The organism is Lysinibacillus sphaericus OT4b.31 (assembly GCF_000392615.1).
Classification (GTDB): Bacteria; Bacillota; Bacilli; order Bacillales_A; family Planococcaceae; genus Lysinibacillus; species Lysinibacillus sphaericus_B.
This window is the reverse complement of sequence record NZ_KB933398.1, coordinates 1,845,202-1,868,534: the sequence shown is the minus strand read 5'-3', so window position 1 is coordinate 1,868,534 and position 23,333 is coordinate 1,845,202. Positions and strand designations below refer to the sequence as shown.

Genomic DNA, 23,333 nt, shown 5'->3' with positions numbered 1-23,333 from the left:
TATCCACTTGAGGTGGGCGTCTTACTGACCGTTAATGCGGGATAAAGTGAAACTCCTATCAGTGGGGGTTTTCTTCATCCCCACTGATTGTTAGTTGAACCAATCGGGCTTTTACGGTCAGTTGATTGACCACCTAGTTGACTCGTTCTCGCTTATCCACTTGAGGTGGGCGTCTTACTGACCGTTAATGCGGGATAAAGTGAAACTCCTATCAGTGAGGATTTTCTTCATCCTCTACTGATTGTTAGTTGAACCAATCGGGCTTTTACGGTCAGTTGATTGACCACCTAGTTGACTCGTTCTCGCTTATCCACTTGAGGTGGGCGTCTTACTGACCGTTAATGCGGGATAAAGTGAAACTCCTATCAGTGGGGGTTTTCTTCATCCCCACTGATTGTTAGTTGAACCAATCGGGCTTTTACGGTCAGTTGATCGATCCCCAAGTTGACTCGTTCTCGCCTATCCACTTGAGGTAGGCGTCTTACTGACCGTTAATGCGGGATAAAAAGAAGGGAGGCTTTTTTTTGCCTTAACATATCTACAATTATAGATATATATATATATATGAATGGAGGATTATATTAAAATGAAAAAAATTAACCCGTTACTTATTAGTATTCTAGCGCTAGGCGTGTTCGGCATTATTACCACAGAAATGGGTATTATAGGTGTACTACCACAAGTTACTGAAAAATTCAATATATCGACTTCACAGGCTGGATTGCTTGTAAGTATATTTTCGTTAGTCGTTGCCATTTCAGGTCCATTCCTGACTTTACTTGCTTCTAGTATTAACCGTAAAGTCATTCTGTTAACTGCTGTTCTTCTTTTTGCGATTTCCAATGTTGTTTATGCCTATACAACTAGGTTCGATGTAATGTTAGTTTTCCGTATCATCCCTGCTATTTTTCATCCTGTCTTTTTTTCAGTTGCCCTTGTAACAGCAGCTAAACTTGTCTCTCCGGAAAAAAGTAGTAAGGCCGTGACGAAAGTTTTTTCTGGTATAACGGTCGGATTTGCGTTTGGGGTACCATTGACTTCTTATCTAGCAGAAAAGATTTCATTAGAAGCAGGTTTTCTGTTTGGTGCTGTTGTTAGTGCAATTGCTTTTATTGGCATACTCGCTTGGCTCCCCTCTTTGCCTGTTACGGAAAAATTATCTTATGGCAAGCAGCTTGGAATATTGCGCAAACCACAATTGTGGCTAAATATCGTGACGGTTATTTTTATCTTTGCAGCAATGTTTTCTGTGTACAGTTATTTTGCTGAATATTTAAGTCAAGTGACGAAAATGAACGGGTCATGGATTAGTATCATGTTGATGGCCTTTGGTACAATCATGATTTTTGGAAACTTTTTATTTGGAAATTTGTTACACAAAAGTATGACAAAGACCGTTATCATGTACCCTCTGCTATTTGCAGTAGTGTACTTATTTACTTATTATCTGGGTTCATATTTCATTCCGATGTTTGTAATCGTATTTATTTGGGGAGCTGTGCATTCTGGGGGGCTGATTGTCAGTCAAGTATGGTTAACAACTGAAGCAAGTGAAGCCCCAGAATTCGGCAATAGCTTGTTTGTGTCATTTTCCAATCTTGGTATTGCCCTTGGAGCCGCAGTCAGTGCTTGGTCTATCTCCCATTTCGGTATACATAATCTAATTTGGGTTGGCATTCTATTTTCACTGCTTGCTTTCTTACTAATCATTTTAAAAATACAAATTTTTAAACCGAATGCACCAGGAGGAAACATACGTTAAACTATCAAGAATCGTTGACGAAAAAGCCCTTCAAAAAATGCCGTCTTTCTAGATAGTAAAAACCGCCTCACTTTCTGTTGGTGACGAGGAGACTGAAGCTATGACTGCGATAGATACTTCTATTGTAAAAGAAGAAAGCCTGTTAACTAACTCATTTTTTGAGTTTGTCTACAGGCTGAAACTGATTAGAAATTCTAGCTAGTTTTTTTCGTTATAATTTCTTTGTTGTCTTCTCAAAATCACATAAATCTATCCATTTTTGAATTGACTGAATGACTTCCTGAAACGCTAAGCCATTGGGTGTCAGTTCATATTCTACTTTTTTTATGGAGGAATCAATGAATTTTTTCTTGATGAGTCCAGCATTTACAAGTTCATTTAAGCGCTCTGTTAACAAGCGATCTGAAATCCCAGGGATAGCAGCGTGAATTTCATGATACCTTTTCGGCCCTCGTAACAACGTATAAATAATCATACCCATCCAACGTTTCCCTATAAATTCAATCGCCTGATGATAGCTACTACAAATATGTGAACAATTCGGTTGCGTCATAAAATAACCTCCCGCCTGTGAATTCTTTTTCCTCTATTGTAACATAAAAATATTTTTTATTTGACGAACTAACTTACTAATGGTAATATTTTAACTATCAACTTACCATTAGTAAGTTTTAAGGAGGAAATTATGTTGACAACTAAAACGGATTCACCATTATATACAATTATGCAAGAAAGAAAATCAGTTCGTGTATATGACCCCACTTTCAAAATCCCACAAGTAGAACTTGAGGAAATCCTAAAAGAAGCTACAAGTGCACCTTCTTCTAGTAATCTGCAAGCTTGGAGATTTCTTGTGATTCAAGACGACGCCACAAAAACTGAGCTTCGTACAATTGCCAACAATCAAGCACAAGTTGAAACTTCATCTGCTGTAATTGCTGTCTTAGGTAATGCCGAAATGTATAATCAAGTTGAACAGATTTATACGCAAAATGTAGAAGAAGGCCATATGGATGAAGCACAAAAGAATTTGATGATTAATAATACACTTCAAACTTACCCATCTGCCCCATTAGAGGTTAGAAAAAACATTGCAACATTTGATGCAGGTCTAATTTCCATGCAACTCATGCTGATTGCAAAAGAAAAAGGCTACGATACAGTGACTATGGGTGGATTTGATAAAGTGAAATTTGCCGAAAGATTCGAATTACCAGCACATATCTTCCCTGTCGTATTAATTGCTATCGGTAAAGCTGCAGCACCAGCGTACGGTTCATCACGTTTGCCATTAGAAGATATTGCTCGCTTTATCTAAACATACAAAGCCCGCAATTTAATTTGCGGGCTTCTGATTGATGACAAAAGGTGTTCCGAATAATTACATGCCGAGTACCTTTTGTCATTTCATCAGAAATATTCGTTACAAATAGCCCCTATTAACGACGGTAGTACGCTACGAGCAACTATTTTCTGCCGTTTTGGACTTTGCCATGTCCAATTAGCTAGCTTCTTCAAATCCAGCAAAAGTAAGCCGTCACACGCATGGACAATTTTCTAATCCCTCCTAAGGTTGTCCAACGTAGCCATGCTTTTCTATCTCATCCCCACATACACATTCAATTGTTTCTTTTTGACATGCATAGATTTGTTTCATGTCACTTCGATGACGTAAATGATCTGTTTCTTCCACATGATGCGCCCTAATAGGAAGTTACACTGAAGCCGTGCCCGCGAAAAGCGTCCGCCGTAGCGGAAAGCAACGGGTTCATATAGATGCTCCTACGTTTAAAAGTTTCGTCATCCTATCCATCACCTCATTCATTTATAGACGTACACGAGTTGATTGGAGTGCAGGCGGCGACTTCTGCGGGATTAGCATGAGCTGAAGACCCCGCAGAGGCGTAGCGACGAGGTGACTGAAGCCGTGCCCGCGAAAAGCGTCCGCCGTAGCGGAAAGCAACGGGTTCAAATAGATGCTCCTATGTTTAAAAGTTTCGTCATCCTATCCATCACCTCATTCATTTAGAGACGACCACTAGTTGATTGGAGTGCAGGCGGCGACTTCTGCGGGATTAGCATGAGCTGAAGACCCCGCAGAGGCGTAGCGACGAGGTGACTGAAGCCGTGCCCGCGAAAAGCGTCCGCCGTAGCGGAAAGCAACGGGTTCAAATAGATACTTTTATTTTAAAAGAAAAAAGCCCGCAATTTAATTTGCGGACTTTTCATATGCATTCTATATGATAAAATAATGTATTTTTCCAAAATTTCTGTCTTATCCTGCTATTTTTTGTTATACTTGAGCAAAAAGGTAGGGATTTAGATGATTTATGATTGTATTATTATCGGTGCTGGTTCCATGGGAATGGCAGCAAGCTATTATTTAGCGAAAGCTGGAAAAAATGTCTTAATGATTGATGCCTTTGATCCTCCCCATGAAGAAGGTAGTCATCATGGTGAAACAAGAATTATTCGTTTTGCATACGGTGAAGGTGCTAGCTATGTACCTTTTGTCAAACGCGCCGGCGAGCTATGGCGTGAACTAGAAACACAAACAAATGAAACATTATTTTTACAAACAGGTGTTATGAATGTTGGTGAAATAACTCATTCCTTTATTCAAAATGTCATAACAAGTGCCCGTCTTTACGATTTACCATTACAACAATATTCAGCTGCTGAAGCAATGGAAAAATGGCCAGGCTTAGCGTTACCGGAAAACTTTGTAGCCTGTTTTGAGCCTACCGCTGGTGTACTTCATGTGGAGGCTTGCATTAACGCCTATAAAAAGTTAGCTCTAGCGGCTGGTGCATCCTATCATCCAAACGAAAAAGTGCAGTCAATTGAAGCCGGTGATATCGTTCATGTACATACAGAAAAATGTGTTTATGAAGCGAAACAGCTGATTGTGACAGCTGGTGCTTGGGCAACAGAGTTACTTCAAACAATGGATATTTCCTTACCCGTTACGCCAACACGAAAAACATTTGCTTGGTATGAAGCTGACGAAACCCTTTATGGTAGTGATGTATTCCCTGCTTACTGTTTCGAATTTGCAGATTGTGCTTATTATGGCTTCCCAAGCATTAACGGTGCTGGTTTAAAGCTTGGCCGACATGATGGCGGTGAGGCGATTAATCCAAACGAATCACTTCGCCCATACGACGAACAGGATACAGAAGATTTACAAAACTTCATCAATCGCTTTATGCCTCAACATGGCGCACTTAAATTCGGAAAAACATGCAAATATTCCATGACACCCGATGAGGATTTCATCATTGATTTTTTACCTGAACATCAAAACATTGTAATTGCCGCAGGTTTTTCAGGACATGGCTTTAAATTTAGTAGTGCGGTTGGTGAAGTATTAGCAGACCTTACAATACACGGAGAAAGCAAACACGACTTATCACTCTTTCAGCTTGAGCGTTTTGCGTAATTAGTAGAAATCTGATATTCACTTAGAAAAAAGTGATTTTTCATAAGAAACAACACGAAAAAAGGATTGGTACAACGAAAAAACGTTGCACCAATCCTTTATACTTTGATGAGCGCTTCAAAATCATGCCAATAATGCAATCGTGGCAATGTCACATGCTCATTGTAGGATTGATTTTTTAGTATCACTTTTGTCTCTACATCTTGAAGGGTTTCAAGCACAGCAGGCTTATCGTCTACATAAACATCTAAAGCGAGATTTTTTATAATAGCGACTTTCTCTGTATCTTGCATACCGCAGAAAAAATGCCCCTCTTTGATTGGGAAGCCTTGTGCTTTCATCCATTCCTGTGATTGCGCACAATACTCTTTAGGGCGTGACGTAATATAATAAATGTCATGGCCCTGCTGATTTAAGGCTTGAAGGGTTTCAAGTGCATGCTCAAAAATTGGGCAATCCGTAAAATAAATTTCTTCTAAAGAACTATTCCACATTGCTGAACCTTGTGAATCAGTTAACCCAAATGGCTCATGGATTTCAACTCTTTGCAATGCTTGAAAGGTTTCTATGGTGATGTTTTTCCCTAGTTTTTTATTGTAAAGTGCGAAAGCATGTGCTCGTAAATCAATGAGTGTATCGTCTATATCAAAACCAAATTTCATGTTTTTTTCTTCCTTTCAAGAGGCCCAATCTACAAAGTTCGATGCAAAAGTTTGTTCTTTTTCAATTTGTGTGGCCAGCACTTTCGCAATGGCTTGCTCTCGCATTTGTTGAAAATCTTGTACGTTAAATTGTGCAATCGTCGCTTTTGTTAGCATCGATGCAAGACAATCTGCATCCTTTAGCGCACTATTTAAACCAAATGCTCCAGTAGGTGTCATCGTGTGGACTGCATCACCTAATAACACAAGTCCGTCTGTTCCCCAGCAGTCACAATGACTACTAAACACATCAAGCAGGACAAAATCATGCCACGATTGAATATGATGCGTCACTGTTTCGGCCAACATAGGAAATGCTTCAGTAAGCTGATTGATAAACGGCGTAAATGCTTGTTTTCTGAGCTGTGGAAAACTACCTTGCTCAATGTTCCAACCAATTTGAATAAAGCCTCCTGTCTGCGTGAAAAGTGACAATTGTTTATCTCCTATTAACGTCATTTTAATGGAGGGCTCCCATCCTTGTGGTGCAGGAATTTTTGCCCAGAGCAAATCAAAGCCGTGTTTGTGCTTCTGCGTGTCAATGTGAGCTTGCTTACGAATTATAGAATAACGCCCATCAGCTCCAATGATAAGCTGACTCACGATTTCAATTGCTTCTCCATCCCTCGTGGCAACAACACCTATAAAACGCCCCGATTGATCAGAAAGAAGCTTTGTCACTTTCGTCTTTAACATGCAAGTGAAGTGTGGAAATTGTTGTGTTTCTTGCAGTATCCCCTTTAGTAAATGTGATTGTGGCACATGAATGCCTAAATGACCAACAGCTGCATCCGGAAAAATCGTTTTAAATGCGCTGCCTTTTGCACAATACTCTACCTTTTTCATACGTAATATACCAAGAGCTTCGACAGCTTTAAAAAGATGATGACTTGTTAAAACTGCCTCGCCCTCTTCGTTTAAATGCTCGCCGCGATATGCCTGCCCAAGAGCTGCGTTTTGTTCTAGTAGTATGACAGAAAGACCCTTTTTCGCTAGTAAATGCGAAAGCAGTGCACCACTTGGTCCAGCCCCTACGATACAAACATCCGCTTGATAATTCACTTTTCCTCACCTTTCTTCGGGTAAGCAATAATACGTAAATCTTGGCCTACTTTGTCAAATGAATCAAATTCCACATCCCATGCCTCATCCATAGATGTCGGGCTATGACCTGCAATTGGCGTTAGTGATAGACCACCACCTAAAACCTTTGGCGCAACGTAAATGACATATTTGTTGATGGCACCACTTTGTAAAAACGAGGCGTTCACAGCACTACCACCCTCGACTAAAATATCTGTAATTCCCAGTAAGTAGAGCTTTTCAAGCATTTCGTCAATAACAAGACCTTCCTGCTCATGACGTACTGGTATGACGGTTACACCTTTATCTTCTAATGTAGTAATTTTTTCTTGCGCCACATCATCGCTACATATTACAATCGTTTTTGCTTCTGCTACATTTAGTACATTGGCCTGCGATGGTATTCGAAGCGTACTATCCATAATAATGCGTACCGGATTTTTGCCGTAACCTTTTTTTAGTCTCGTTGTTAAGGTAGGATTATCAGCTATAACTGTGCCAACACCCACTAAGATTCCATCTACCTCATGACGTATATGATGAACGTCCTCGCGCGCAGCTTCACCTGTTACCCATTTAGAATGGCCAGTATGTGCAGCAATTTTCCCATCTAAAGTCATCGCATATTTTGAAAGGACAAACGGGCGTTTTGTCAGCATATTGTGAATGAAACGTTCGTTTAAACGACGCGATTGGTCTTCTAGTACGCCAACTTCTACTTCAATACCTGCCTCACGTAGTAATTTTATGCCGCGACCTGCTACAGATGGATTTGGATCTTGCATCGCTACTACCACACGACTCACTGCTGATTCTTTCACTAAGTTCGCACACGGAGGCGTTTTACCGTAATGTGAACATGGCTCAAGCGTTACATAAAGTGTAGCTCCTTTTGCGTGTTCACCGGCCATACGAAAAGCATGCACTTCCGCATGTGGCTCACCCGCTTTTCGATGTAAACCAGTTCCCACAATGACGCCATCTTTTACAATAACAGCCCCTACAAGTGGATTCGGATTTGTATTGCCTCTCGCACTCGCTGCTAAATCCAGTGCTAATTGCATATATTTTTCATCTGCCATCATCTTCGCAACCCCCATTTACTTCGTTTCACGCATATGGCCTGATTTTTCTATTTTAGTATTTAAATAAAAGCTATTCGTCTCCGTTAAACCACCCCATAATGGGACATGTCCTTCTGCAGCTAAACCGTGTGACTGTAATGCTGCCAGCTTCTTCGGATTATTTGTAATAAGTGTTACAGGCTTCGAACGAAGTGCAGCTAATACCGAAATAGCCTCTTCATAAGAACGTGTATCATCTGCGAAGCCAAGTGCATGATTTGCTTCAACAGTATCTAATCCTTCCTCTTGTAATAAATAAGCAAGAGATTTTGAGAATAACCCGATACCACGCCCTTCATGATCTGCTAAATAGAAAATAGCGCCGCAACCATGCTGTGCAATCATTTTCATTGATTCATGTAATTGATAACCACAATCACAGCGTTGACTGCCAAAGATATCACCTGTATGGCAAATACTGTGCATTCGGATTAAAGCATCATCTGCATTCGCAAAATCGCCAAAAACAAGAACTGAGGATTGCTGTAAAAATGCTAAATTTGCAGATGCTAGACCATCAATTATTTCTTCTTTTGATAGATTCGCCTCAACTGTTAACCAGTTATACCATTGAAATGTTGCGGAAAATCCACCTTGTTTAATTGGTAATTTTACCGGACCAACTAGACAAATATTTTCTGATTCTGAATGCTTTATGATTGTCATTTTGTCTTTCACTATATCCATAACTTTTGTAGTAATTGTCATTTTTTCTCCAACTTTCTATTGTAAACAGCTAACCAAATTGGCTAACTGAGCGCTTGTATTTACATTACTTACATAACGTAACTTAGTTTATAATAATAACTGAAAACTGTCAAATTAACAGCTTCTATTTCTATGAAAAAAATAGCTATGAACCGTAAACTGTTAGATGACGTTACAATCATATACTAATAGCTTATGGAGATGCTATTTTTTCTGTGCAGGCTAGTCTATAATAAGCTGAGGTTAGTTGTTATGACGAAAGGAAGTTTAGAATGAACTTAGAAAAAAATGTTCAGGTAAAGCAGCCAAAATACCAGCAAATTGCGGTGGATCTTGCCTCAAAAATTGTAGAAAAAAAATATCAAATAGGCGATAAAATATATGCAAGATCTTCGCTTGCAAGTCAGTATAATGTATCGGCTGAAACTGCAAGGAGAGCGATTGCGGTGTTGCAAGATTTGGAAATCGTCGAAGCTTCCAAAGGCAGTGGTGTCTTCATTAAATCATATGAAAAAGCAGCGCGATTTGTACGGCAATTTCATGATGTCCAATCCGTTCACGAGCTACAAAATGAGCTGTTAACGAGTATTCATAAGCAACAAAATGAACTGTTGAATTTACAGGAAAAAACAAAACAACTCATTAGTCGAACTGAACATTTCCGCTCTGTCAATCCTTTTATCCCTTATCAAATTGAAATGACAGCAGAAAGTCCTTGCATTCACCAAACGCTGCAAGAATTGAATTTTTGGCAAAACACATCTGGCACAATTGTCGGTATTCGGCGCGGAAATGAATTATTACTATCACCTGGACCGTATCTTTCATTTGAAGATGGAGATATTATTTACTTTATCGGTAATGACGAAAGTTTAGCTCGTGTGCAGAGCTTTTTATATCCAAATTAAAACCCGCTTAAGCGCTGATATAACAGCGTTTAAGCGGGTTTTTTCTTATTTGTCGATTTGACAAAAGTAACAACCTTTTGTTAACGTTAAGTTGTTACTTGTTCATTTTTGGATGTCATTATCCTCAAATAGTATAAATTTAAACTTCCTACAGGGAGTGTGTTTCTCTTATCTCATGATGTATAGGAAAGAGCGGTAGAATGAAGGTCACGTATACATGTGGTGTCGTTTTATCATACTTATAAGCAGAAGATAACTACCCACTTTACTTCTTAAGGTGAGCGTCTTACTGCTTGTTATTGTGAGATAAATTTACGAAAGGAGTGGTTCTATGGAAAAAATAAAAATAGAACATGTTTCTAAGGTTTTTGGAAAACATATACCTCAAGCATTAGAACTCGTTAAGCAACAGAAGAGCAAGACAGACATTTTAAAAGAAACAGGTGCAACCGTGGGTGTTTATGATGCTAGTTTCACCGTAAATGAAGGTGAAATTTTTGTCATTATGGGTTTATCAGGCAGTGGTAAATCAACACTTATACGACTACTAAATCGTCTTATCGAACCGACAAGCGGAAATATTTTTATCGATGGAGAAAACATTTCTAAAATGGGAAAAGATGCTTTACGAACCGTTCGGCGTAATAAAATGAGCATGGTTTTCCAAAACTTCGGTTTATTTCCTCACCGTACACTACTACAAAATACCGAATACGGTCTTGAAATTAGAGGCATCTCAAAAGAAGAACGTAAAACAAAAGCGGAACAAGCTCTTGCAAACGCCGGCTTACTTGCCTATAAAGACCAGTATCCAAATCAATTATCTGGGGGAATGCAACAGCGTGTTGGTTTAGCCCGCGCACTTGCAAATGATCCTGAAATATTACTAATGGATGAGGCATTTTCTGCTCTGGATCCTCTTATTCGAAAAGAAATGCAAGATGAGCTACTTGATCTTCAACAATCATTGAAAAAGACAATCTTGTTTATCACCCATGACTTGAATGAGGCACTTCGAATTGGTGACCGCATCGCCATTATGAAGGACGGCTCCATTATTCAAATTGGTACGGGTGAAGAAATTCTAACGAATCCGGCAAATGACTATGTCCGAACATTCGTAGAAGATGTCGATCGCTCTAAAGTATTAACTGCTGAAAATGCTATGGTTCGACCTGTATATGTCAATGTCGACCTAGATGGACCTACAGTTGCGCTTAAACGAATGCGCGAAGAGACTGTTAGTATCTTAATGGCAGTAGATAAAAATCGTAAGTTGAAGGGCTTTATTACCGCAGACGATGCACTAGCTGCTGCTAAAAGACATGAACAAACTGTGCATTCCATTGTTCAGTCAGAAATTTTAACAGTACCCCCTGACATGCTTTTACAGGATATATTAGGAATGATTTATAATTCACCTACTCCAATTGCAGTTGTGAAAGATGAACGCTTACTCGGTGTTCTCATCCGAGGCGTAGTCATTGAAGCACTTTCTTCGTTCAATGAGGAGGCCGAAGTACATGAATAATTTTTTAGACAATATACCAACATTACCGCTTGCCCCTTGGGTAGAATCAGCTATGGACTGGTTGACGAGTAATTTTTCTGTATTCTTTAGTGCGATTCAAAAAACCGGAAAACTACTCATGAGTCAGGTCACTGATTTATTAATTGGCATTCCTGCAATTATTCTAATATTACTTGTTGTCATTTTTGCATTTTTTGTCACGGGCAAAAAGTATGGGCTTGCTACATTTTCTTTAATAGGCTTGTTGTTTATTTATAATCAAGGCCTATGGACACATCTTATGGAAACCACTACACTCGTGCTGTTTTCAAGTATCATTTCAATCGTGATAGGTATTCCATTAGGTATCCTAATGTCCAAATCAAGTGTTGCTGAAAACATTATCAAACCGATTCTCGATTTCATGCAAACAATGCCAGGCTTCGTTTATTTAATCCCTGCCGTAGCATTTTTCGGCATTGGTATTGTACCTGGTGTATTTGCATCTGTTATTTTTGCCTTACCACCAACTGTACGTATGACCAATTTAGGGATTCGACAAGTACCGAAAGAATTAGCTGAAGCTGCTGATTCCTACGGTAGTACGTCTAGTCAAAAGCTATTCAAAGTGGAAATTCCCCTTGCCAAATCAACCATTATGGCAGGCATTAACCAAACTGTTATGCTATCACTTTCGATGGTCGTTATTGCCTCAATGATTGGTGCACCTGGCCTAGGCCGTGAAGTATTAACAGCACTGCAACGTACACAGGTTGGGAATGGTTTCGTTGCAGGTCTAGGACTCGTGATTTTCGCGATTATAATCGATCGCTTAACTCAAAGCTTCAATAAAAAGAAAGAATTGTAAGAACGTTCGCGCCTGCATCATCGGCTTGTTTGGGAAGCAGTGGTAAAGATTAAGAACTTTGTCCAAAGGAGATCCAAACGCAATCTGTATATGTTTGGCCGAATGTGAAAATAATGAAAGAAGAAAGGAAGATTCGATGAAACTGAAAACTTTATCTAAATTAGGAATGGCATTAGGACTTGGCTTAATGCTCGCTGCATGTAGTGGGGATGATTCTAGTAAGGACAAGGATTCCAAAGAAGTAAATTTAGCTTACGTTGAATGGGATACAGAAATCGCTTCTACGCATGTCGTTGGTCAGGTTCTTCAGGACTTAGGCTATGATGTTACGTTAACACCACTTGATAACGCTATTATGTGGGAAGCTGTTTCAAAAGGTGAAGCAGACGGCTTGGTTGCTGCTTGGCTACCACATACACATGGTTCTCAATATGAAAAATATAAAGACAATCTAGATGAGCTTGGAGAAAACCTTGCAGGTGCTAAAATCGGTCTAGTAGTACCAAGTTATATGAATGTCAACTCGATTGAGGATTTAAAAAATGAAGCAGACCACACGATTACAGGTATTGAACCAGGTGCTGGAATTACTGCTGCAACTGAAAAAGCGTTAGAGGAATATGATAACCTAGCAGATTGGAATCTATTAACGTCTTCCTCTGGTGCCATGACAACAGCCCTTTCTAAAGCGATAAATAATAAAGAAGAAATTATCGTAACAGGCTGGTCACCACACTGGAAATTTGCCTCATATGACCTGAAATATTTAGAAGATCCAAAAGGTGTCTTTGGCGGAGAAGAAACGATTAACACATTCGTACGTAAAGGTTTGAAAGAAGATAAACCAGATGTCTATAAAGTTCTGGATAACTTCCACTGGACATCAGAAGATTTAGAAAGTATCATGCTAGAAATTATGGATGGCAAAGATCCAAAAGATGCGGCTAAAGACTGGGTTAAAGACAATGCAGACAAAGTTGCTGAATGGACGAAGGATATTGAAAAATAAACAGTAAAAATAGCACTGTCGTTATAAGCTAACGGCAGTGCTATTTTAATGCGATTGTGCACTATTTAAGATATCAATTTTAAAGAGATTGCGGCACCTAAAACTAGAACAATACAGACAACCCGACGCCAATCTTTCGATTCATTGAAAAATAGCATCCCCAACAGTGCGCCACCAGCAGCTCCAATTCCAGTCCATATTGCGTATGCTGTACCCATCTGTAAAGTTTCCATCGCATAAGCTAGCCCAGCAAAGCTAAGCGTGAACGCAACAATCAGTAGCGTTAAATTTTTCATACTCTTGCTGTCATTATACTTACTAATCATATAAACACCCATCATTTCACAAAGCCCTGCGACAACTAATGCAATCCATGCCATTATGCCTTCACCTCTTTATCTTTTGGTTCACCCGTTAATAGCTTTAAGCCTACGACTCCAGCTAGTAAAACGACGATACATAAGATTTTGGCCAACTTCCATGGTTCCCCAAATAGCAAGCTATCTGCACACACCGTCCCAGCTGTTCCCAAACCCACGAACACCGCGTATACCGTCCCAACTGGTAAAGTTTCGCCCGCCTTTATTAATAAATAAAAGCTAATAAAAATAGCAATAGCAGTACCCAGCCATTCCCACACACTTCCAGCATGCTTTAGGCCAATTACCCAACCGACTTCAAAAACTGCTGCTACAATAACACTGAACCATTGTTTGTTCATTTCGTATCTCTCCATTCGTTTGTAATTACAGTTGGCATTGCGTAATAAATATTCGTACCTAGGCCGCGGTGACCTTTAGCCGAGCAGTTTTCCCTTGTACCCGAGTGGTAACGCCTGATACCTGCGCTGCGCTGCACTCCCTTGTACCCGAGCGGGAACGCCTGATACCTGCGCTGCGCTGCACTCCCTTGTACCCGAGCGTTAAACCCCACTACCCAACGCATTTAATAAGTAACCAGAACATAAAACTTTCACCCCTAGCGTTGGCAACATAGCCACATTTTAGCCAAACAAAAAAAGCCCACGGAAACACTGTTAAAAACAGTATCTCCCAGGCTTTTATCCTTCCGTGTCACAAAAAAAAATTTTGTGGTTTTCTCTCGGACCAGGCTAGCATATGCTACGGAACCCTAGAAAACTTTTATATCTGATTGTCATTTTAGTATAGCAAATAACTTAGAAATTTTCCACTGGAACGTAGCCAACTTTGTCGACTAATGTCTGCCCTTCTTCAGAAATAATCCAATCGACAAATCTCGTTACATTTGGATTATCCGTTCCCACTGTCACAGCATAAAATTCCGAAGTTAATGGGTATGTACCATTGCGAATATTTTCCTTTGTGGGAGCAACACCATCAATGGACAGCAATTTTATTTCCTTATTCCCCACCATGTTGGTCGAATAATACCTGAACGTGTAGCCGATTGCATTTTTATAATTGCGATATTTCGAAACTTCATGAATAATATCTCCCATTCCTGACGCCACATCCTCTGTAGGGGCCTCCATAATGGGTGTATCCTCCATTATCTTTTCAAGTGTCGTTTGACTGCCACTATCCGCAGGACGTTGGAATGCGCGAATAGCAATATTATCCCCTCCGACCTCTCGCCAATTTGGAATTTCACCGGCATAAATTCGTTTTACTTGCTCAAGCGTTAGATTATCGACATTATTCTTATGATGCACAAAAAAGACAAATGCCTCGCGTCCAATGGGTACCATATCCAATGTAAGTCCCCTCATCTCTGCTCTTTTTTGCTGTGACTCTGATGGAGCTGCTGCAAAAATCAAGTCAACATCCCCTTCAATTAAATGATGATAGGCCACAGGTGTACGATTTACCATTACTTCACTTTCATAAGGCGGGTAACTTTTTTTCGGATAAGTCGCTTCCACAAAAGCAGCATACAATGGATACATTGCAGTAGCCCCATCTATGCGAGGCACAGGCTCCTCTAATTGTAATGAACCCTGAGACTTCACAACTTTATTTTGCGATACAAAGGGTTCATAGGCAAACACATCGATTTCGGCATCAACTGTTGGAATTTTCATTTTATAATGATATTGAATCGGAGCAATTGAAGCAATGACAAGCGCCACTCCAATTATTCCAGCAAACCATGCCTTACGCTTCTTTGTCGTAAACCATTCAAATATCAGACAAGTAAACAGTAAAAACAGGCTAATTGGTACAACAAGGAGAAGTCCCTTATAATGCATCAAACCATTTAATAATGTGATAAAAGCGACAATTCCTGCGAAAAATAATAAACAGATGAAGACAAATAAGGTTTGCATAATTTTCATGTGCTTTCCTCCTTCATATAAAGGTGTAAATTTACACTCTTTATCTTTACGATAGTTGATTTCACATAGAAAAGCAACCCCATTTTCTGAAGATTATGTTAAAATGTATATAGTACTGTAAGGAGGTATGTACATATGGCAATTGAAAAAGTACGTGAACATTTCGCTCAATGGGATTTACAACATAAAATACAAGAGCTTAGCGAAAGCTCAGCAACTGTTGAAATGGCAGCACAAGCACTCGGATGCGAGCCTGAGCGAATTGCAAAAACGTTATCGTTTGTTGTCAACGACGGAGCAATTCTTATCGTTGCCGCAGGCGATGCTAAAATCGACAACACGAAATACAAGGCACTCTTTGGAACAAAAGCGAAGATGCTGGCAAAAGAAGAGGTCAATGAACGCATAGGACATGATATTGGCGGCGTTTGTCCATTCGGCATAAAAGCAGGCATCGCAGTTTATTTAGATGAATCGCTCAAACGTTTTACCACAGTATTTCCTGCTTGTGGTAGCAGTAACTCCGCTATCGAGCTGACAATTAACGAATTAGAACAATATACACCCTATAAGGAATGGATCGACGTCTGTAAAGATTGGAACGATGAATGAAAAAGAACAACAAGCCTATAGCGACTTGTTGTTTTCTGTACATTAGGAAAAAGGCCACTCGCTTTCCGCTGAGGAAACAGTTAACTTCCTGCTTCGCAACGCTGTGCGGCGGCGTCTAACTGGCTACGATCTGCTACAGAACCTTTTTTCTAGAATTTGAAGGGGTCTCAGTATAATAGAACAATTATGCTTTGAATGTGGTGCGTGCGTAGTAGTTTGCCCGGTAGAGGCAATTTATCATGAAGATGAAGATAAACAGGCTAAATTATTAACAGAAAATCACTTTCGTTAGTAAGAACAGCAATTGTATAACTGCTCTTATAAAAACTACGCTTTTTTCCGTTTAGGTTAACGCATTGATTTCTCCAATATAGCAATTCGTTCAGCAGCCACTTCATTTGAAATGCCGTGAATTTTTATATAGCGATTGCGTAAATGCTTTGTGCATTCTATTGTACAGCCACCTAAATGTTTTGCTTCATTCTCTTGTGAACTCAAAATCTGTTTATTACATTCAGGATTAGCACAATTAATGTAACGTTCACAAGATGTGCCGTCAAAATGGTCCTTACCAACAATAGTTGGGCTTACTTGATTTATCGGAACAACTAGGCGTTCATCAAATACGTAACATTGCCCATTCCAAAGCTGGCCTTTTGCAACTGGATCTTTACCATACGTTACAATGCCGCCATGTAGTTGACCTACATCTTCATAACCTTCACTAATTAGCCAACCAGAAAATTTTTCGCAACGTACACCACCTGTACAGTACGTTAAAATACGTTTCCCTTCTAATAATTCCTTATTGTCTTTAATCCATGTGGGTAATTCACGAAACGTTTCAATCTCTGGGCGAATCGCACCTTCAAAATGACCAACATCAAATTCATATGTGTTTCGAGCATCAATAACAATTGTGTCATCTTGTTGCATTTGCTCATAAAAATCAGCGGGTGCAACATAACGACCTGTCATTTCGAGCGGGTCAATATCATTCTCTAAATTTAAATTCACTAGCTCAGGTTTTGGACGCACATGCATTTTTTTGAAGGCATGACCATCTACTTCATCAATTTTAAAAACAATGCCTTTAAATAATGGTTTATTTTCCATCCATTCTATATAAGCATTTGTTTCTTCAATTGTTCCAGAAACTGTACCGTTGATGCCCTCCGAAGCAACTAAAATACGACCTTTTAAGTTCATATTTTCACATAATTGCAAATGCTCCTCAGCGAAGTCCTCTGGTGATTGAATACTTGTATAATGGTAATACAATAAAACTCGATAGTTCATTTATTTTCCACCTATCATTTATATTTGCAGGATATACCTGATAGCTACTATCATCAATAACTCAGTATGTTAAAAATACTATAGAAACTAGCATAAATAGTTAATCGCAACAATAACCAGATCGCATTTTAGTTTCGATAATGATTAAGTGCTAGTAAGGTTGCTGAATGGTACTCAGCGGGTAAATCGTCCTCGTGAAAAATTGCCTCTACCGGACAAACCACTTCACAAGCACCACAGTCAATACATAAATCAGGGTTAATGACATATTGTGTATCTGTTAAATCAATGCAATTTACGGGACAGGCATCTAAACAGATGGCTGCTTTTTCATCTTTACATAATTCTGTAATAACAAAAGCCATTATAAATCCCCCAATATAGAAAGTTGTTGTTTTATTTCCTCAGGTGATTGTTGCCAGTACTGCTCGTTAAAGCTAGCTAAAAACTGATAAAGTAATCTTTTCGACTTTGCATCGAGATGATTCAAAATAAATTTACCTTTAAGTGCCTTATCTAAATAATTCACTTGCTCTGGCAACGATTTGTAGCCCAGTTTAATGCGACGTTCTTCTTTTGACACGCGCACTTCACTGGCAGTACATCCCGCATAATAAGGGCCATTTTCAGCAATTTGAATAGCGACCCAAACAATCCAATATCGATGATAATCGTCGCTAGCATGGGTTAAATCAGGGGAAAAACGAACTTTTTTTTCGATAATACTGCGCCCATGTAAGGCTTCTAAGTCAATATACACGCATTCGTTTTCACAATCTATAATAAGCGGCGTCACATTATTCAAATCAAGGGTGCCTACTCCGTAACCACCGTCTCCATCACTTGAATCATTGCTTAAAATAGTAAAATGTAATTTTTCCTTCATGTAAAATCACCTCCACGGTTGAAGTTGAGGAAACATATCTTGAAAATCAATAAATACAGGATTTCATGAATTTTAAATACATCAATAGCCTTCAGCTAAAATCAGTCAATAGTCTGACAAAAGGACATAGCTTGTTCATTGCTAAAATCTCATCAAAAAACAGCATCGTACTCACGCTGTACAAGATGCTGCATACAGAATATGATGGATTACTTTTTCGCATATACACCCAACACATTACGTATAGCATTTACAAATTAATGTAATTAAACGTATTAGTAGTAGTTATTAAGCTATACGTAATGGTTGTCTAGGATTGCTCCTTATACTTTTTTAACTAAAAAGTATAAATAAAATATACATTTTATAGTCATTCCCTGTCATCCGACTTAGGTCTGAACTATTATGTAATTATGGTGCGACTACGCTTTCATGGGATTAAGGCGGTGCAACACTCGGGTAAACGGATGTCATAAAATTTAAAATCCCTAACAGCCTGATTACACAAACTGTTAGGGATTTGGAATACTTATTTTGTCGTTATTGTTTTACCATACGTCATAAATCTCCATACCTTCTCTAATGGACCCATTTTAAAGAACTTAAACCAAATGACACTATAGATAATTTGAATTAAGAAAGTTAATATTGCAATGATTACGATGTTATTAGGTGAAACAACTTCAAGTCCCATCAATGATATGATTGCTACACCGATAAAACTCTGAGCCCAATAATTTGTAAATGCCATTTGGCCAACACGACCGATAGGCTGAAGAAGCTTTGCCATTTTCTTATTTTCTAACAATAAAAATAAACTAGTTAAATAAAAATAAGTTGTTGGTATTAGCCCTAACCCTAAAATTAAATGAAGATTTTGGTCATTCCCTTGTGCTGCAAACCAAATCCATATGGAGAAACCAATGAATAATGGGCATGTAACGCGTTGTATCCATTTTATTTGTTTTGAAAATTCACTTACGTGGCTAACCCAACCTGCTTTTGCTACTAAAAAACCTGATAAAAACATAATAAAAATGGCAACTGTATCATTTCCAAATAGACCACTAACATTCAATAATACGCCTGTGTTCGGCATAAAAATCTGCATGAGTATAGCGATAACATGGACAGTAATAATGCTAAACAACCATTTACTTATCGTTGAAACTTTTGCGCCATAAAATGGTATAAGGAAAAAGCCTATCACTGCATATATTGCAAGAATTGACCCCCAAAAAACAAAAACGTGAACGATACCAATAAGTAATAGAGCGAATAAACGTCTTGCAAAACGTAATCGCGGTTTATCACCACGGTTTTCCGCACGAGAAGCGAAAATATAAAATCCCACTCCAAATAAAAATGAAAAAATGGAAAAGAATTTTTTCTCGACGAAGATATCGATTAATCTATCAATAATACCATTAAATCCACTATAATCAGGCATTGGTCCCCCTTCTATTATTACTTGATACGCAGCAATATTTATAAACAATATGCCAAATAACGCTAATCCTCTAATAATATCCAAGGAAACGATTCTTTCTTTTTGTGTAACGGATGGATTCATTGTTTAAAACTCCTTATCTTAAATACTTAATTTCTCTAGGATTATCTTAACTTTCCACCCTTACAGCTGTTTAATTTAAAGCTTACATAAACCTTAAGGATTTGAATTATTTGCATGTATTTTGATTTTTAGGAGAGTAAGTAGGTAAAGGTTTACACTACATTCTATAAAAAATTATTAGAATAACAAATCTGAAACTACTTGTACAATTAATAAGAAAAAGATAATAGGTAAAAGTGTTTGAATCCATTTACCTTTTATATAAGGTAAAATTTTTAATCCAATAAACGATCCAAGGATTGAACCAACAGTTACAGGTATAGCAATTTCCCAATTCATAATGCCTAGAAAGTAGTAAAAGACAAATGCTCCTGAACAACTTGAAAATGAAATAATTCATGTAAACTCAACTGCTTTTATATAGAGATAGTGCTTTTTCAAATAATACGTTATATTCATCAAAGCTGATCCTGGTCCAAAACCCCCATCATACATACTAATGAGAAATGGAATAGTTAAGGATGTCTGCTGTACTTCTGATTCTTTTTCATTAGCTGCTAGAAATTTATTGCTTTTAAGTACAATGAAAAAGGTAAAAATAAGGATGACACAAGCGACAACATTCATTAATTGCTCTGATAAGCGAGTAGCCAAAAATGCGCCCATTACGCCTCCAAAACTGGAAATTATAATAAGTGGCATAACAGTTTGAATTGATATATTTCTTTTTAATATAAATGTTATAACATTTGATAAAGCAGATACACCTGTTGCGAATTTATTGACTGCAACAGTAGTGTGAATAGGAACTCCAACTAACAACATGGCAGGTAATAAAATAAATCCAGCTGCACCAAACATAACACCTATGATTGCGGCAATTACCCCAATAGTAAATAGTTGCAATCCATTTAATGAAATCCATTCACTTAATAAAACGCCCATAAAATCACCTCTACCTTAAAAATACTGATATAATGCATATAAAACAATTTAATATTTTTAGCTAATTCATAAATTTTTTTTATAAAAGAGGTGTTTAATGAACTTACATGCTTTACGAATTTTTACTAATGTAGCTAGACTAGGTAGTATTACGGCAGCTGCAAATGAACTACTCTTAAGTCAACCTGCTGTCACAATTCAAATACGTAATTTAGAAAAAGAATTAAATCTAAAATTAATCAAAAATAAAGGGCGTGGTATACAACTTACAACAGAAGGTCAATATATTTACGAACAAGGCCAACGCTTATTTTATTTAGAAGAACAGATGGCTGAGAAGATAAAAGTATTTATAACAAAAGAAGAAAAAATACAAATTGCCTCATCCTATATTCCGATTAATTATGTTTTGCCTCCGTATATTGCAGAATATAAATTGATGAAACCTAACGTAAATTTTTTTGTTTCATTAGGAAATGTGAAGTATGTAGAAGAAAAAATACTAAATTATCAAGCTGATTTTGGATTTTTGGTTCAAAGCAATCTAGGACACGAAAATTTAAACTTTGAAAAAATCTTAGAAATAGAGTTTTATTTTGTCGTGCATCCATTGCATAAACTGGCGAACCAAACTGTACCGCTGAATACCTTATCAAAAGAAGAAATAATTTATCGAGAACAAGGTAGTGCCACCTTAGATTTACTTGAAGCTATATTTTACACATATGATTGTCCTGTACCTAAAATGGGCTTACAAATGCAAGGCTTACATGAATCGATCAAGGTTGTAGAAGCTGGTTATGGCATAATGCTTGCCCCTTCTATTAGTGTGACAAGTAGCATTGAAAATCAAAAGTTGGCTCGGATTTATGTTGATGGAATAAATATTAAACAAAGCTTATTTATTTGTACGAGAAAAAATGAAACAATTGAACACCCTTTTATACAATATCTAAAAGAAAACTTAGATGTGAAGTGATAATACGTTTATTTAATTTTGATATAAAAATATAAGAGCCTTGCTACATGTTATTGTAGTTAGGCTCTTTAAAGTTGTTTAATTTCAAATGAAGTTAATACATGATTCAATCATTTTCCTCTAATGATAAATGTATTTCTTCCCCCTCTTCTATTCTTTTTTTGATATTAACTGCACCCCAATCACACATTAGATCAATAACGTGGGTTAGACTTTCACCATATTCTGTTAATGAATATTCAACTTTTGGAGGGCTTTGATTGTAAACTTTTCTATGTATAATATGATCTTTTTCTAGTTCCCGTAGCTGTTGAATGAGCATTTTTTGTGTGATTTTTGGAATCATTCTTTTTAATTCACTCGTTCTTTTTCTTTGATCCATCATTAGAATACACAGAATCACAATTTTCCATTTACCACCAATTATGTCCAGCGTTGCTTCTATCGAAAAATTGTATTTTTTCATTTTTTTAATCCTCCAAATCTAAGGCTTTCATAAATTGTTACTTAATAGTAACTAGGTTACTTTAAAGTGGGTACTAAACAACCGTAAAAGTATAGTATACCATCATAATTATTCGAAGCATTCCGCATGCTTTTTAAATTTGAAAGGAGTGTTTTATTCATGAAAACACTTGTCATTGTTAGCCATCCAAATTTATTAAATTCACGAATCAATAAAAAGTGGGTGGAAGAATTAAGTAAATACAATAAGGAAATTACAGTTCATGATATTTACAAAGAATATCCAGACGGGAATATAAATGTTGCAAGAGAACAAGAGTTAGTTGAAGAACATGACTCCATAATTTTTCAGTTCCCTTTACAATGGTTTAGCACGCCTCCTTTGTTAAAGAAATGGCTTGACGATGTACTATCCTATGGTTGGGCTTATGGTTCTACAGGAAAAGCTCTGGTTGAAAGAAAAATCGGCTTAGCTATATCAGCAGGAATAAGAAAGCGTGATTTCCACGAAGAAGGAAAATATAAATTTACATTAGAAGAAATAACAGTACCATTTAAAGCCACAGCACTATATACTGGAGCGACTTTTCTTCCCACTTTTGCTGTTTATGGAGCAGAGAATGAATTGTCTGATCAAGAAGTTGAACAAAGTGCGCCAGATTATGTTCGTCATATTTTTAATCAAGCAAAAGTGTAAAAAACAAGGCCATTTATCTTAGATGAATGTCATCAATAACTGTCACAACTACATTGGTTTATTTCGGATAATCATTCACAAAATCTAGCATCTACTCATTTAAGAACAACTCAGGATGATGTATGAATTTACATATAACAATCTTATCCAACGATTCCTGATTTCGATAGCTTACTAAACTACACGATTGAAGCTAAAAATTTGTTCAAAACTAGCTAGTAAATAAATTGTCATTACTCTAAGCCAAGAAAAATAAAGTTCAGTCAAAATTGGGCAACGGATATTTCCTTGGCAACTTATTGGGCCTGAGTTCGGTATTGTACTGGACTTAGGCGCTTTTTAATTGGACTTACAAATTCATTCCAAATATCAGATTGTTTTCATTCTGTTCGCTTTCTTTAGCAGAAAACCTTTTGCTAAATAGGGATTTTGTCACTACCAAAGG

24 protein-coding genes, 2 pseudogenes and 1 riboswitch are annotated in these 23,333 nt (G+C 37.7%); of the genes and pseudogenes, 11 read left to right on the top strand and 15 right to left on the bottom strand.

Features of this window, described 5'->3' with window-relative positions; all coding sequences use genetic code 11:
- The first annotated feature begins 586 nt into the window (after positions 1 to 586).
- The gene (locus tag H131_RS08535; protein ID WP_010858701.1) at positions 587 to 1,762 is read left to right on the top strand and encodes an MFS transporter; all 1,176 of its coding nucleotides are present in this window, start codon (positions 587 to 589) and stop codon (positions 1,760 to 1,762) included.
- A gap of 211 nt (positions 1,763 to 1,973) precedes the next feature.
- Here the strand turns inward: H131_RS08535 and H131_RS08530 are convergent, their stop codons facing one another.
- Complete coding sequence (locus H131_RS08530; RefSeq protein ID WP_010858700.1) at positions 1,974 to 2,315, bottom strand: winged helix-turn-helix transcriptional regulator; 342 nt, start codon at positions 2,313 to 2,315, stop codon at positions 1,974 to 1,976.
- Between the two features lie 132 nt (positions 2,316 to 2,447).
- Here H131_RS08530 and H131_RS08525 point away from each other — a divergent pair, with 132 nt between their 5' ends.
- Positions 2,448 to 3,080 carry a nitroreductase family protein gene (locus tag H131_RS08525; RefSeq protein WP_036130001.1) on the top strand — a complete coding sequence of 211 codons (633 nt, stop codon included), beginning with the start codon at positions 2,448 to 2,450 and terminating at the stop codon, positions 3,078 to 3,080.
- Positions 3,081 to 3,250: 170 nt separating this feature from the next.
- Here the strand turns inward: H131_RS08525 and H131_RS25290 are convergent.
- Positions 3,251 to 3,458 (bottom strand): annotated as a pseudogene (locus H131_RS25290) (IS5/IS1182 family transposase); the annotation flags it as partial.
- Positions 3,459 to 4,085: 627 nt separating this feature from the next.
- Between H131_RS25290 and solA the strand changes: the two are divergent.
- Entirely contained in the window at positions 4,086 to 5,204 is a 1,119-nt protein-coding gene (gene solA / locus H131_RS08520; RefSeq protein ID WP_010858697.1) for an N-methyl-L-tryptophan oxidase, read from the top strand.
- A 98-nt stretch (positions 5,205 to 5,302) separates the two neighbouring features.
- On the opposite strand, the gene H131_RS08515 is transcribed toward solA, so the two are convergent.
- Genes H131_RS08515 through H131_RS08500 form a run of 4 tightly spaced genes read right to left on the bottom strand, consistent with a single transcriptional unit; the run spans position 5,303 to position 8,820 of the window.
- On the bottom strand, positions 5,303 to 5,866 hold the full coding sequence (locus H131_RS08515; protein ID WP_010858696.1) for a 5' nucleotidase, NT5C type: 564 nt from the start codon (positions 5,864 to 5,866) through the stop codon (positions 5,303 to 5,305).
- A gap of 15 nt (positions 5,867 to 5,881) precedes the next feature.
- Positions 5,882 to 6,967: an FAD-dependent monooxygenase gene (locus tag H131_RS08510; protein WP_010858695.1), complete on the bottom strand. Its 1,086-nt coding sequence runs from the start codon at positions 6,965 to 6,967 to the stop codon at positions 5,882 to 5,884.
- Entirely contained in the window at positions 6,964 to 8,073 is a 1,110-nt protein-coding gene (ribD, locus tag H131_RS08505) for a bifunctional diaminohydroxyphosphoribosylaminopyrimidine deaminase/5-amino-6-(5-phosphoribosylamino)uracil reductase RibD (RefSeq protein WP_010858694.1), read from the bottom strand. The genes H131_RS08510 and ribD overlap by 4 nt, the downstream gene beginning before the upstream one ends.
- A 15-nt stretch (positions 8,074 to 8,088) precedes the next feature.
- The gene (locus H131_RS08500; RefSeq protein ID WP_010858693.1) at positions 8,089 to 8,820 is read right to left on the bottom strand and encodes a GTP cyclohydrolase II; all 732 of its coding nucleotides are present in this window, start codon (positions 8,818 to 8,820) and stop codon (positions 8,089 to 8,091) included.
- Between the two features lie 272 nt (positions 8,821 to 9,092).
- On the opposite strand from H131_RS08500, the gene H131_RS08495 reads away from it, so the two are divergent.
- The 4 genes from H131_RS08495 (at position 9,093) to H131_RS08480 (ending at position 13,115) form a co-directional block, all read left to right on the top strand.
- The gene (locus tag H131_RS08495) at positions 9,093 to 9,728 is read left to right on the top strand and encodes a GntR family transcriptional regulator (RefSeq protein ID WP_010858692.1); all 636 of its coding nucleotides are present in this window, start codon (positions 9,093 to 9,095) and stop codon (positions 9,726 to 9,728) included.
- Between the two features lie 331 nt (positions 9,729 to 10,059).
- Complete coding sequence (locus tag H131_RS08490) at positions 10,060 to 11,259, top strand: quaternary amine ABC transporter ATP-binding protein (RefSeq protein ID WP_010858691.1); 1,200 nt, start codon at positions 10,060 to 10,062, stop codon at positions 11,257 to 11,259.
- Positions 11,252 to 12,106 carry an ABC transporter permease gene (locus tag H131_RS08485; protein ID WP_010858690.1) on the top strand — a complete coding sequence of 285 codons (855 nt, stop codon included), beginning with the start codon at positions 11,252 to 11,254 and terminating at the stop codon, positions 12,104 to 12,106. Before H131_RS08490 ends, H131_RS08485 begins: the two co-directional genes overlap by 8 nt.
- A gap of 136 nt (positions 12,107 to 12,242) precedes the next feature.
- On the top strand, positions 12,243 to 13,115 hold the full coding sequence (locus H131_RS08480) for a glycine betaine ABC transporter substrate-binding protein (RefSeq protein WP_010858689.1): 873 nt from the start codon (positions 12,243 to 12,245) through the stop codon (positions 13,113 to 13,115).
- 65 nt (positions 13,116 to 13,180) lie between these two features.
- Here H131_RS08480 and H131_RS08475 read toward each other — a convergent pair whose 3' ends face one another.
- The 3 genes from H131_RS08475 to H131_RS08460 form a co-directional block, all read right to left on the bottom strand.
- Positions 13,181 to 13,495 carry a DMT family transporter gene (locus H131_RS08475; RefSeq protein WP_010858688.1) on the bottom strand — a complete coding sequence of 105 codons (315 nt, stop codon included), beginning with the start codon at positions 13,493 to 13,495 and terminating at the stop codon, positions 13,181 to 13,183.
- Positions 13,495 to 13,836, bottom strand: a complete 342-nt coding sequence (locus H131_RS08470; RefSeq protein WP_010858687.1) for a DMT family transporter — start codon at positions 13,834 to 13,836, stop codon at positions 13,495 to 13,497. Before H131_RS08470 ends, H131_RS08475 begins: the two co-directional genes overlap by 1 nt.
- Positions 13,837 to 14,162: 326 nt before the next feature.
- Positions 14,163 to 14,261: riboswitch (guanidine-I (ykkC/yxkD leader) on the bottom strand.
- Between the two features lie 31 nt (positions 14,262 to 14,292).
- The gene (locus H131_RS08460; RefSeq protein ID WP_010858685.1) at positions 14,293 to 15,432 is read right to left on the bottom strand and encodes a PstS family phosphate ABC transporter substrate-binding protein; all 1,140 of its coding nucleotides are present in this window, start codon (positions 15,430 to 15,432) and stop codon (positions 14,293 to 14,295) included.
- A 135-nt stretch (positions 15,433 to 15,567) separates the two neighbouring features.
- Between H131_RS08460 and H131_RS08455 the strand changes: the two genes are divergently transcribed.
- Positions 15,568 to 16,044 (top strand): YbaK/EbsC family protein, encoded by a 477-nt coding sequence (locus H131_RS08455; protein WP_010858684.1) that lies wholly within the window; start codon positions 15,568 to 15,570, stop codon positions 16,042 to 16,044.
- Between the two features lie 172 nt (positions 16,045 to 16,216).
- Positions 16,217 to 16,336 carry a 4Fe-4S binding protein gene (locus H131_RS23535; protein ID WP_080647716.1) on the top strand — a complete coding sequence of 40 codons (120 nt, stop codon included), beginning with the start codon at positions 16,217 to 16,219 and terminating at the stop codon, positions 16,334 to 16,336.
- 56 nt (positions 16,337 to 16,392) lie between these two features.
- Here the strand turns inward: H131_RS23535 and trhO are convergent, their stop codons facing one another.
- From trhO to H131_RS08430, 5 genes and pseudogenes are all read right to left on the bottom strand, one after another.
- On the bottom strand, positions 16,393 to 17,343 hold the full coding sequence (gene trhO, locus H131_RS08450) for an oxygen-dependent tRNA uridine(34) hydroxylase TrhO (RefSeq protein WP_010858683.1): 951 nt from the start codon (positions 17,341 to 17,343) through the stop codon (positions 16,393 to 16,395).
- A gap of 128 nt (positions 17,344 to 17,471) precedes the next feature.
- Positions 17,472 to 17,708, bottom strand: coding sequence for an indolepyruvate ferredoxin oxidoreductase subunit alpha (locus H131_RS08445; RefSeq protein WP_010858682.1), 237 nt, complete (start codon positions 17,706 to 17,708; stop codon positions 17,472 to 17,474).
- Entirely contained in the window at positions 17,708 to 18,229 is a 522-nt protein-coding gene (locus H131_RS08440; RefSeq protein ID WP_010858681.1) for a YwhD family protein, read from the bottom strand. Before H131_RS08440 ends, H131_RS08445 begins: the two co-directional genes overlap by 1 nt.
- A gap of 529 nt (positions 18,230 to 18,758) precedes the next feature.
- Positions 18,759 to 19,802: a DUF418 domain-containing protein gene (locus H131_RS08435; RefSeq protein ID WP_010858680.1), complete on the bottom strand. Its 1,044-nt coding sequence runs from the start codon at positions 19,800 to 19,802 to the stop codon at positions 18,759 to 18,761.
- A 177-nt stretch (positions 19,803 to 19,979) separates the two neighbouring features.
- Positions 19,980 to 20,747, bottom strand: a pseudogene (locus H131_RS08430) (sulfite exporter TauE/SafE family protein).
- 97 nt (positions 20,748 to 20,844) lie between these two features.
- On the opposite strand from H131_RS08430, the gene H131_RS08425 reads away from it, so the two are divergent.
- Positions 20,845 to 21,726 carry a LysR family transcriptional regulator gene (locus tag H131_RS08425; RefSeq protein WP_010858677.1) on the top strand — a complete coding sequence of 294 codons (882 nt, stop codon included), beginning with the start codon at positions 20,845 to 20,847 and terminating at the stop codon, positions 21,724 to 21,726.
- 106 nt (positions 21,727 to 21,832) lie between these two features.
- Here H131_RS08425 and H131_RS08420 read toward each other — a convergent pair whose 3' ends face one another.
- The gene (locus tag H131_RS08420) at positions 21,833 to 22,192 is read right to left on the bottom strand and encodes a winged helix-turn-helix transcriptional regulator (RefSeq protein ID WP_010858676.1); all 360 of its coding nucleotides are present in this window, start codon (positions 22,190 to 22,192) and stop codon (positions 21,833 to 21,835) included.
- Between the two features lie 159 nt (positions 22,193 to 22,351).
- Here H131_RS08420 and H131_RS08415 point away from each other — a divergent pair, with 159 nt between their 5' ends.
- Complete coding sequence (locus H131_RS08415; RefSeq protein WP_010858675.1) at positions 22,352 to 22,888, top strand: NAD(P)H-dependent oxidoreductase; 537 nt, start codon at positions 22,352 to 22,354, stop codon at positions 22,886 to 22,888.
- Positions 22,889 to 23,333: the final 445 nt, after the last annotated feature.

Excerpts from the sequence above, each read along its gene's own strand:
- H131_RS08425 (WP_010858677.1), top strand. The coding sequence starts at position 20,845 with ATGAACTTACATGCTTTACGAATTTTTACTAATGTAGCTAGACTAGGT.
- trhO (WP_010858683.1), bottom strand. The coding sequence starts at position 17,343 with ATGAACTATCGAGTTTTATTGTATTACCATTATACAAGTATTCAATCA.
- H131_RS08455 (WP_010858684.1), top strand. The coding sequence starts at position 15,568 with ATGGCAATTGAAAAAGTACGTGAACATTTCGCTCAATGGGATTTACAA.
- H131_RS08440 (WP_010858681.1), bottom strand. The coding sequence starts at position 18,229 with ATGAAGGAAAAATTACATTTTACTATTTTAAGCAATGATTCAAGTGAT.
- H131_RS08525 (WP_036130001.1), top strand. The coding sequence starts at position 2,448 with ATGTTGACAACTAAAACGGATTCACCATTATATACAATTATGCAAGAA.
- H131_RS08480 (WP_010858689.1), top strand. The coding sequence starts at position 12,243 with ATGAAACTGAAAACTTTATCTAAATTAGGAATGGCATTAGGACTTGGC.
- H131_RS08515 (WP_010858696.1), bottom strand. The coding sequence starts at position 5,866 with ATGAAATTTGGTTTTGATATAGACGATACACTCATTGATTTACGAGCA.
- H131_RS08445 (WP_010858682.1), bottom strand. The coding sequence starts at position 17,708 with ATGGCTTTTGTTATTACAGAATTATGTAAAGATGAAAAAGCAGCCATC.
- H131_RS08500 (WP_010858693.1), bottom strand. The coding sequence starts at position 8,820 with ATGACAATTACTACAAAAGTTATGGATATAGTGAAAGACAAAATGACA.
- H131_RS08485 (WP_010858690.1), top strand. The coding sequence starts at position 11,252 with ATGAATAATTTTTTAGACAATATACCAACATTACCGCTTGCCCCTTGG.
- H131_RS08475 (WP_010858688.1), bottom strand. The coding sequence starts at position 13,495 with ATGGCATGGATTGCATTAGTTGTCGCAGGGCTTTGTGAAATGATGGGT.
- H131_RS08535 (WP_010858701.1), top strand. The coding sequence starts at position 587 with ATGAAAAAAATTAACCCGTTACTTATTAGTATTCTAGCGCTAGGCGTG.
- H131_RS08415 (WP_010858675.1), top strand. The coding sequence starts at position 22,352 with ATGAAAACACTTGTCATTGTTAGCCATCCAAATTTATTAAATTCACGA.
- H131_RS08420 (WP_010858676.1), bottom strand. The coding sequence starts at position 22,192 with ATGAAAAAATACAATTTTTCGATAGAAGCAACGCTGGACATAATTGGT.
- H131_RS08460 (WP_010858685.1), bottom strand. The coding sequence starts at position 15,432 with ATGAAAATTATGCAAACCTTATTTGTCTTCATCTGTTTATTATTTTTC.
- H131_RS08470 (WP_010858687.1), bottom strand. The coding sequence starts at position 13,836 with ATGAACAAACAATGGTTCAGTGTTATTGTAGCAGCAGTTTTTGAAGTC.
- H131_RS08530 (WP_010858700.1), bottom strand. The coding sequence starts at position 2,315 with ATGACGCAACCGAATTGTTCACATATTTGTAGTAGCTATCATCAGGCG.
- solA (WP_010858697.1), top strand. The coding sequence starts at position 4,086 with ATGATTTATGATTGTATTATTATCGGTGCTGGTTCCATGGGAATGGCA.
- H131_RS08495 (WP_010858692.1), top strand. The coding sequence starts at position 9,093 with ATGAACTTAGAAAAAAATGTTCAGGTAAAGCAGCCAAAATACCAGCAA.
- H131_RS08490 (WP_010858691.1), top strand. The coding sequence starts at position 10,060 with ATGGAAAAAATAAAAATAGAACATGTTTCTAAGGTTTTTGGAAAACAT.
- H131_RS08435 (WP_010858680.1), bottom strand. The coding sequence starts at position 19,802 with ATGAATCCATCCGTTACACAAAAAGAAAGAATCGTTTCCTTGGATATT.
- ribD (WP_010858694.1), bottom strand. The coding sequence starts at position 8,073 with ATGATGGCAGATGAAAAATATATGCAATTAGCACTGGATTTAGCAGCG.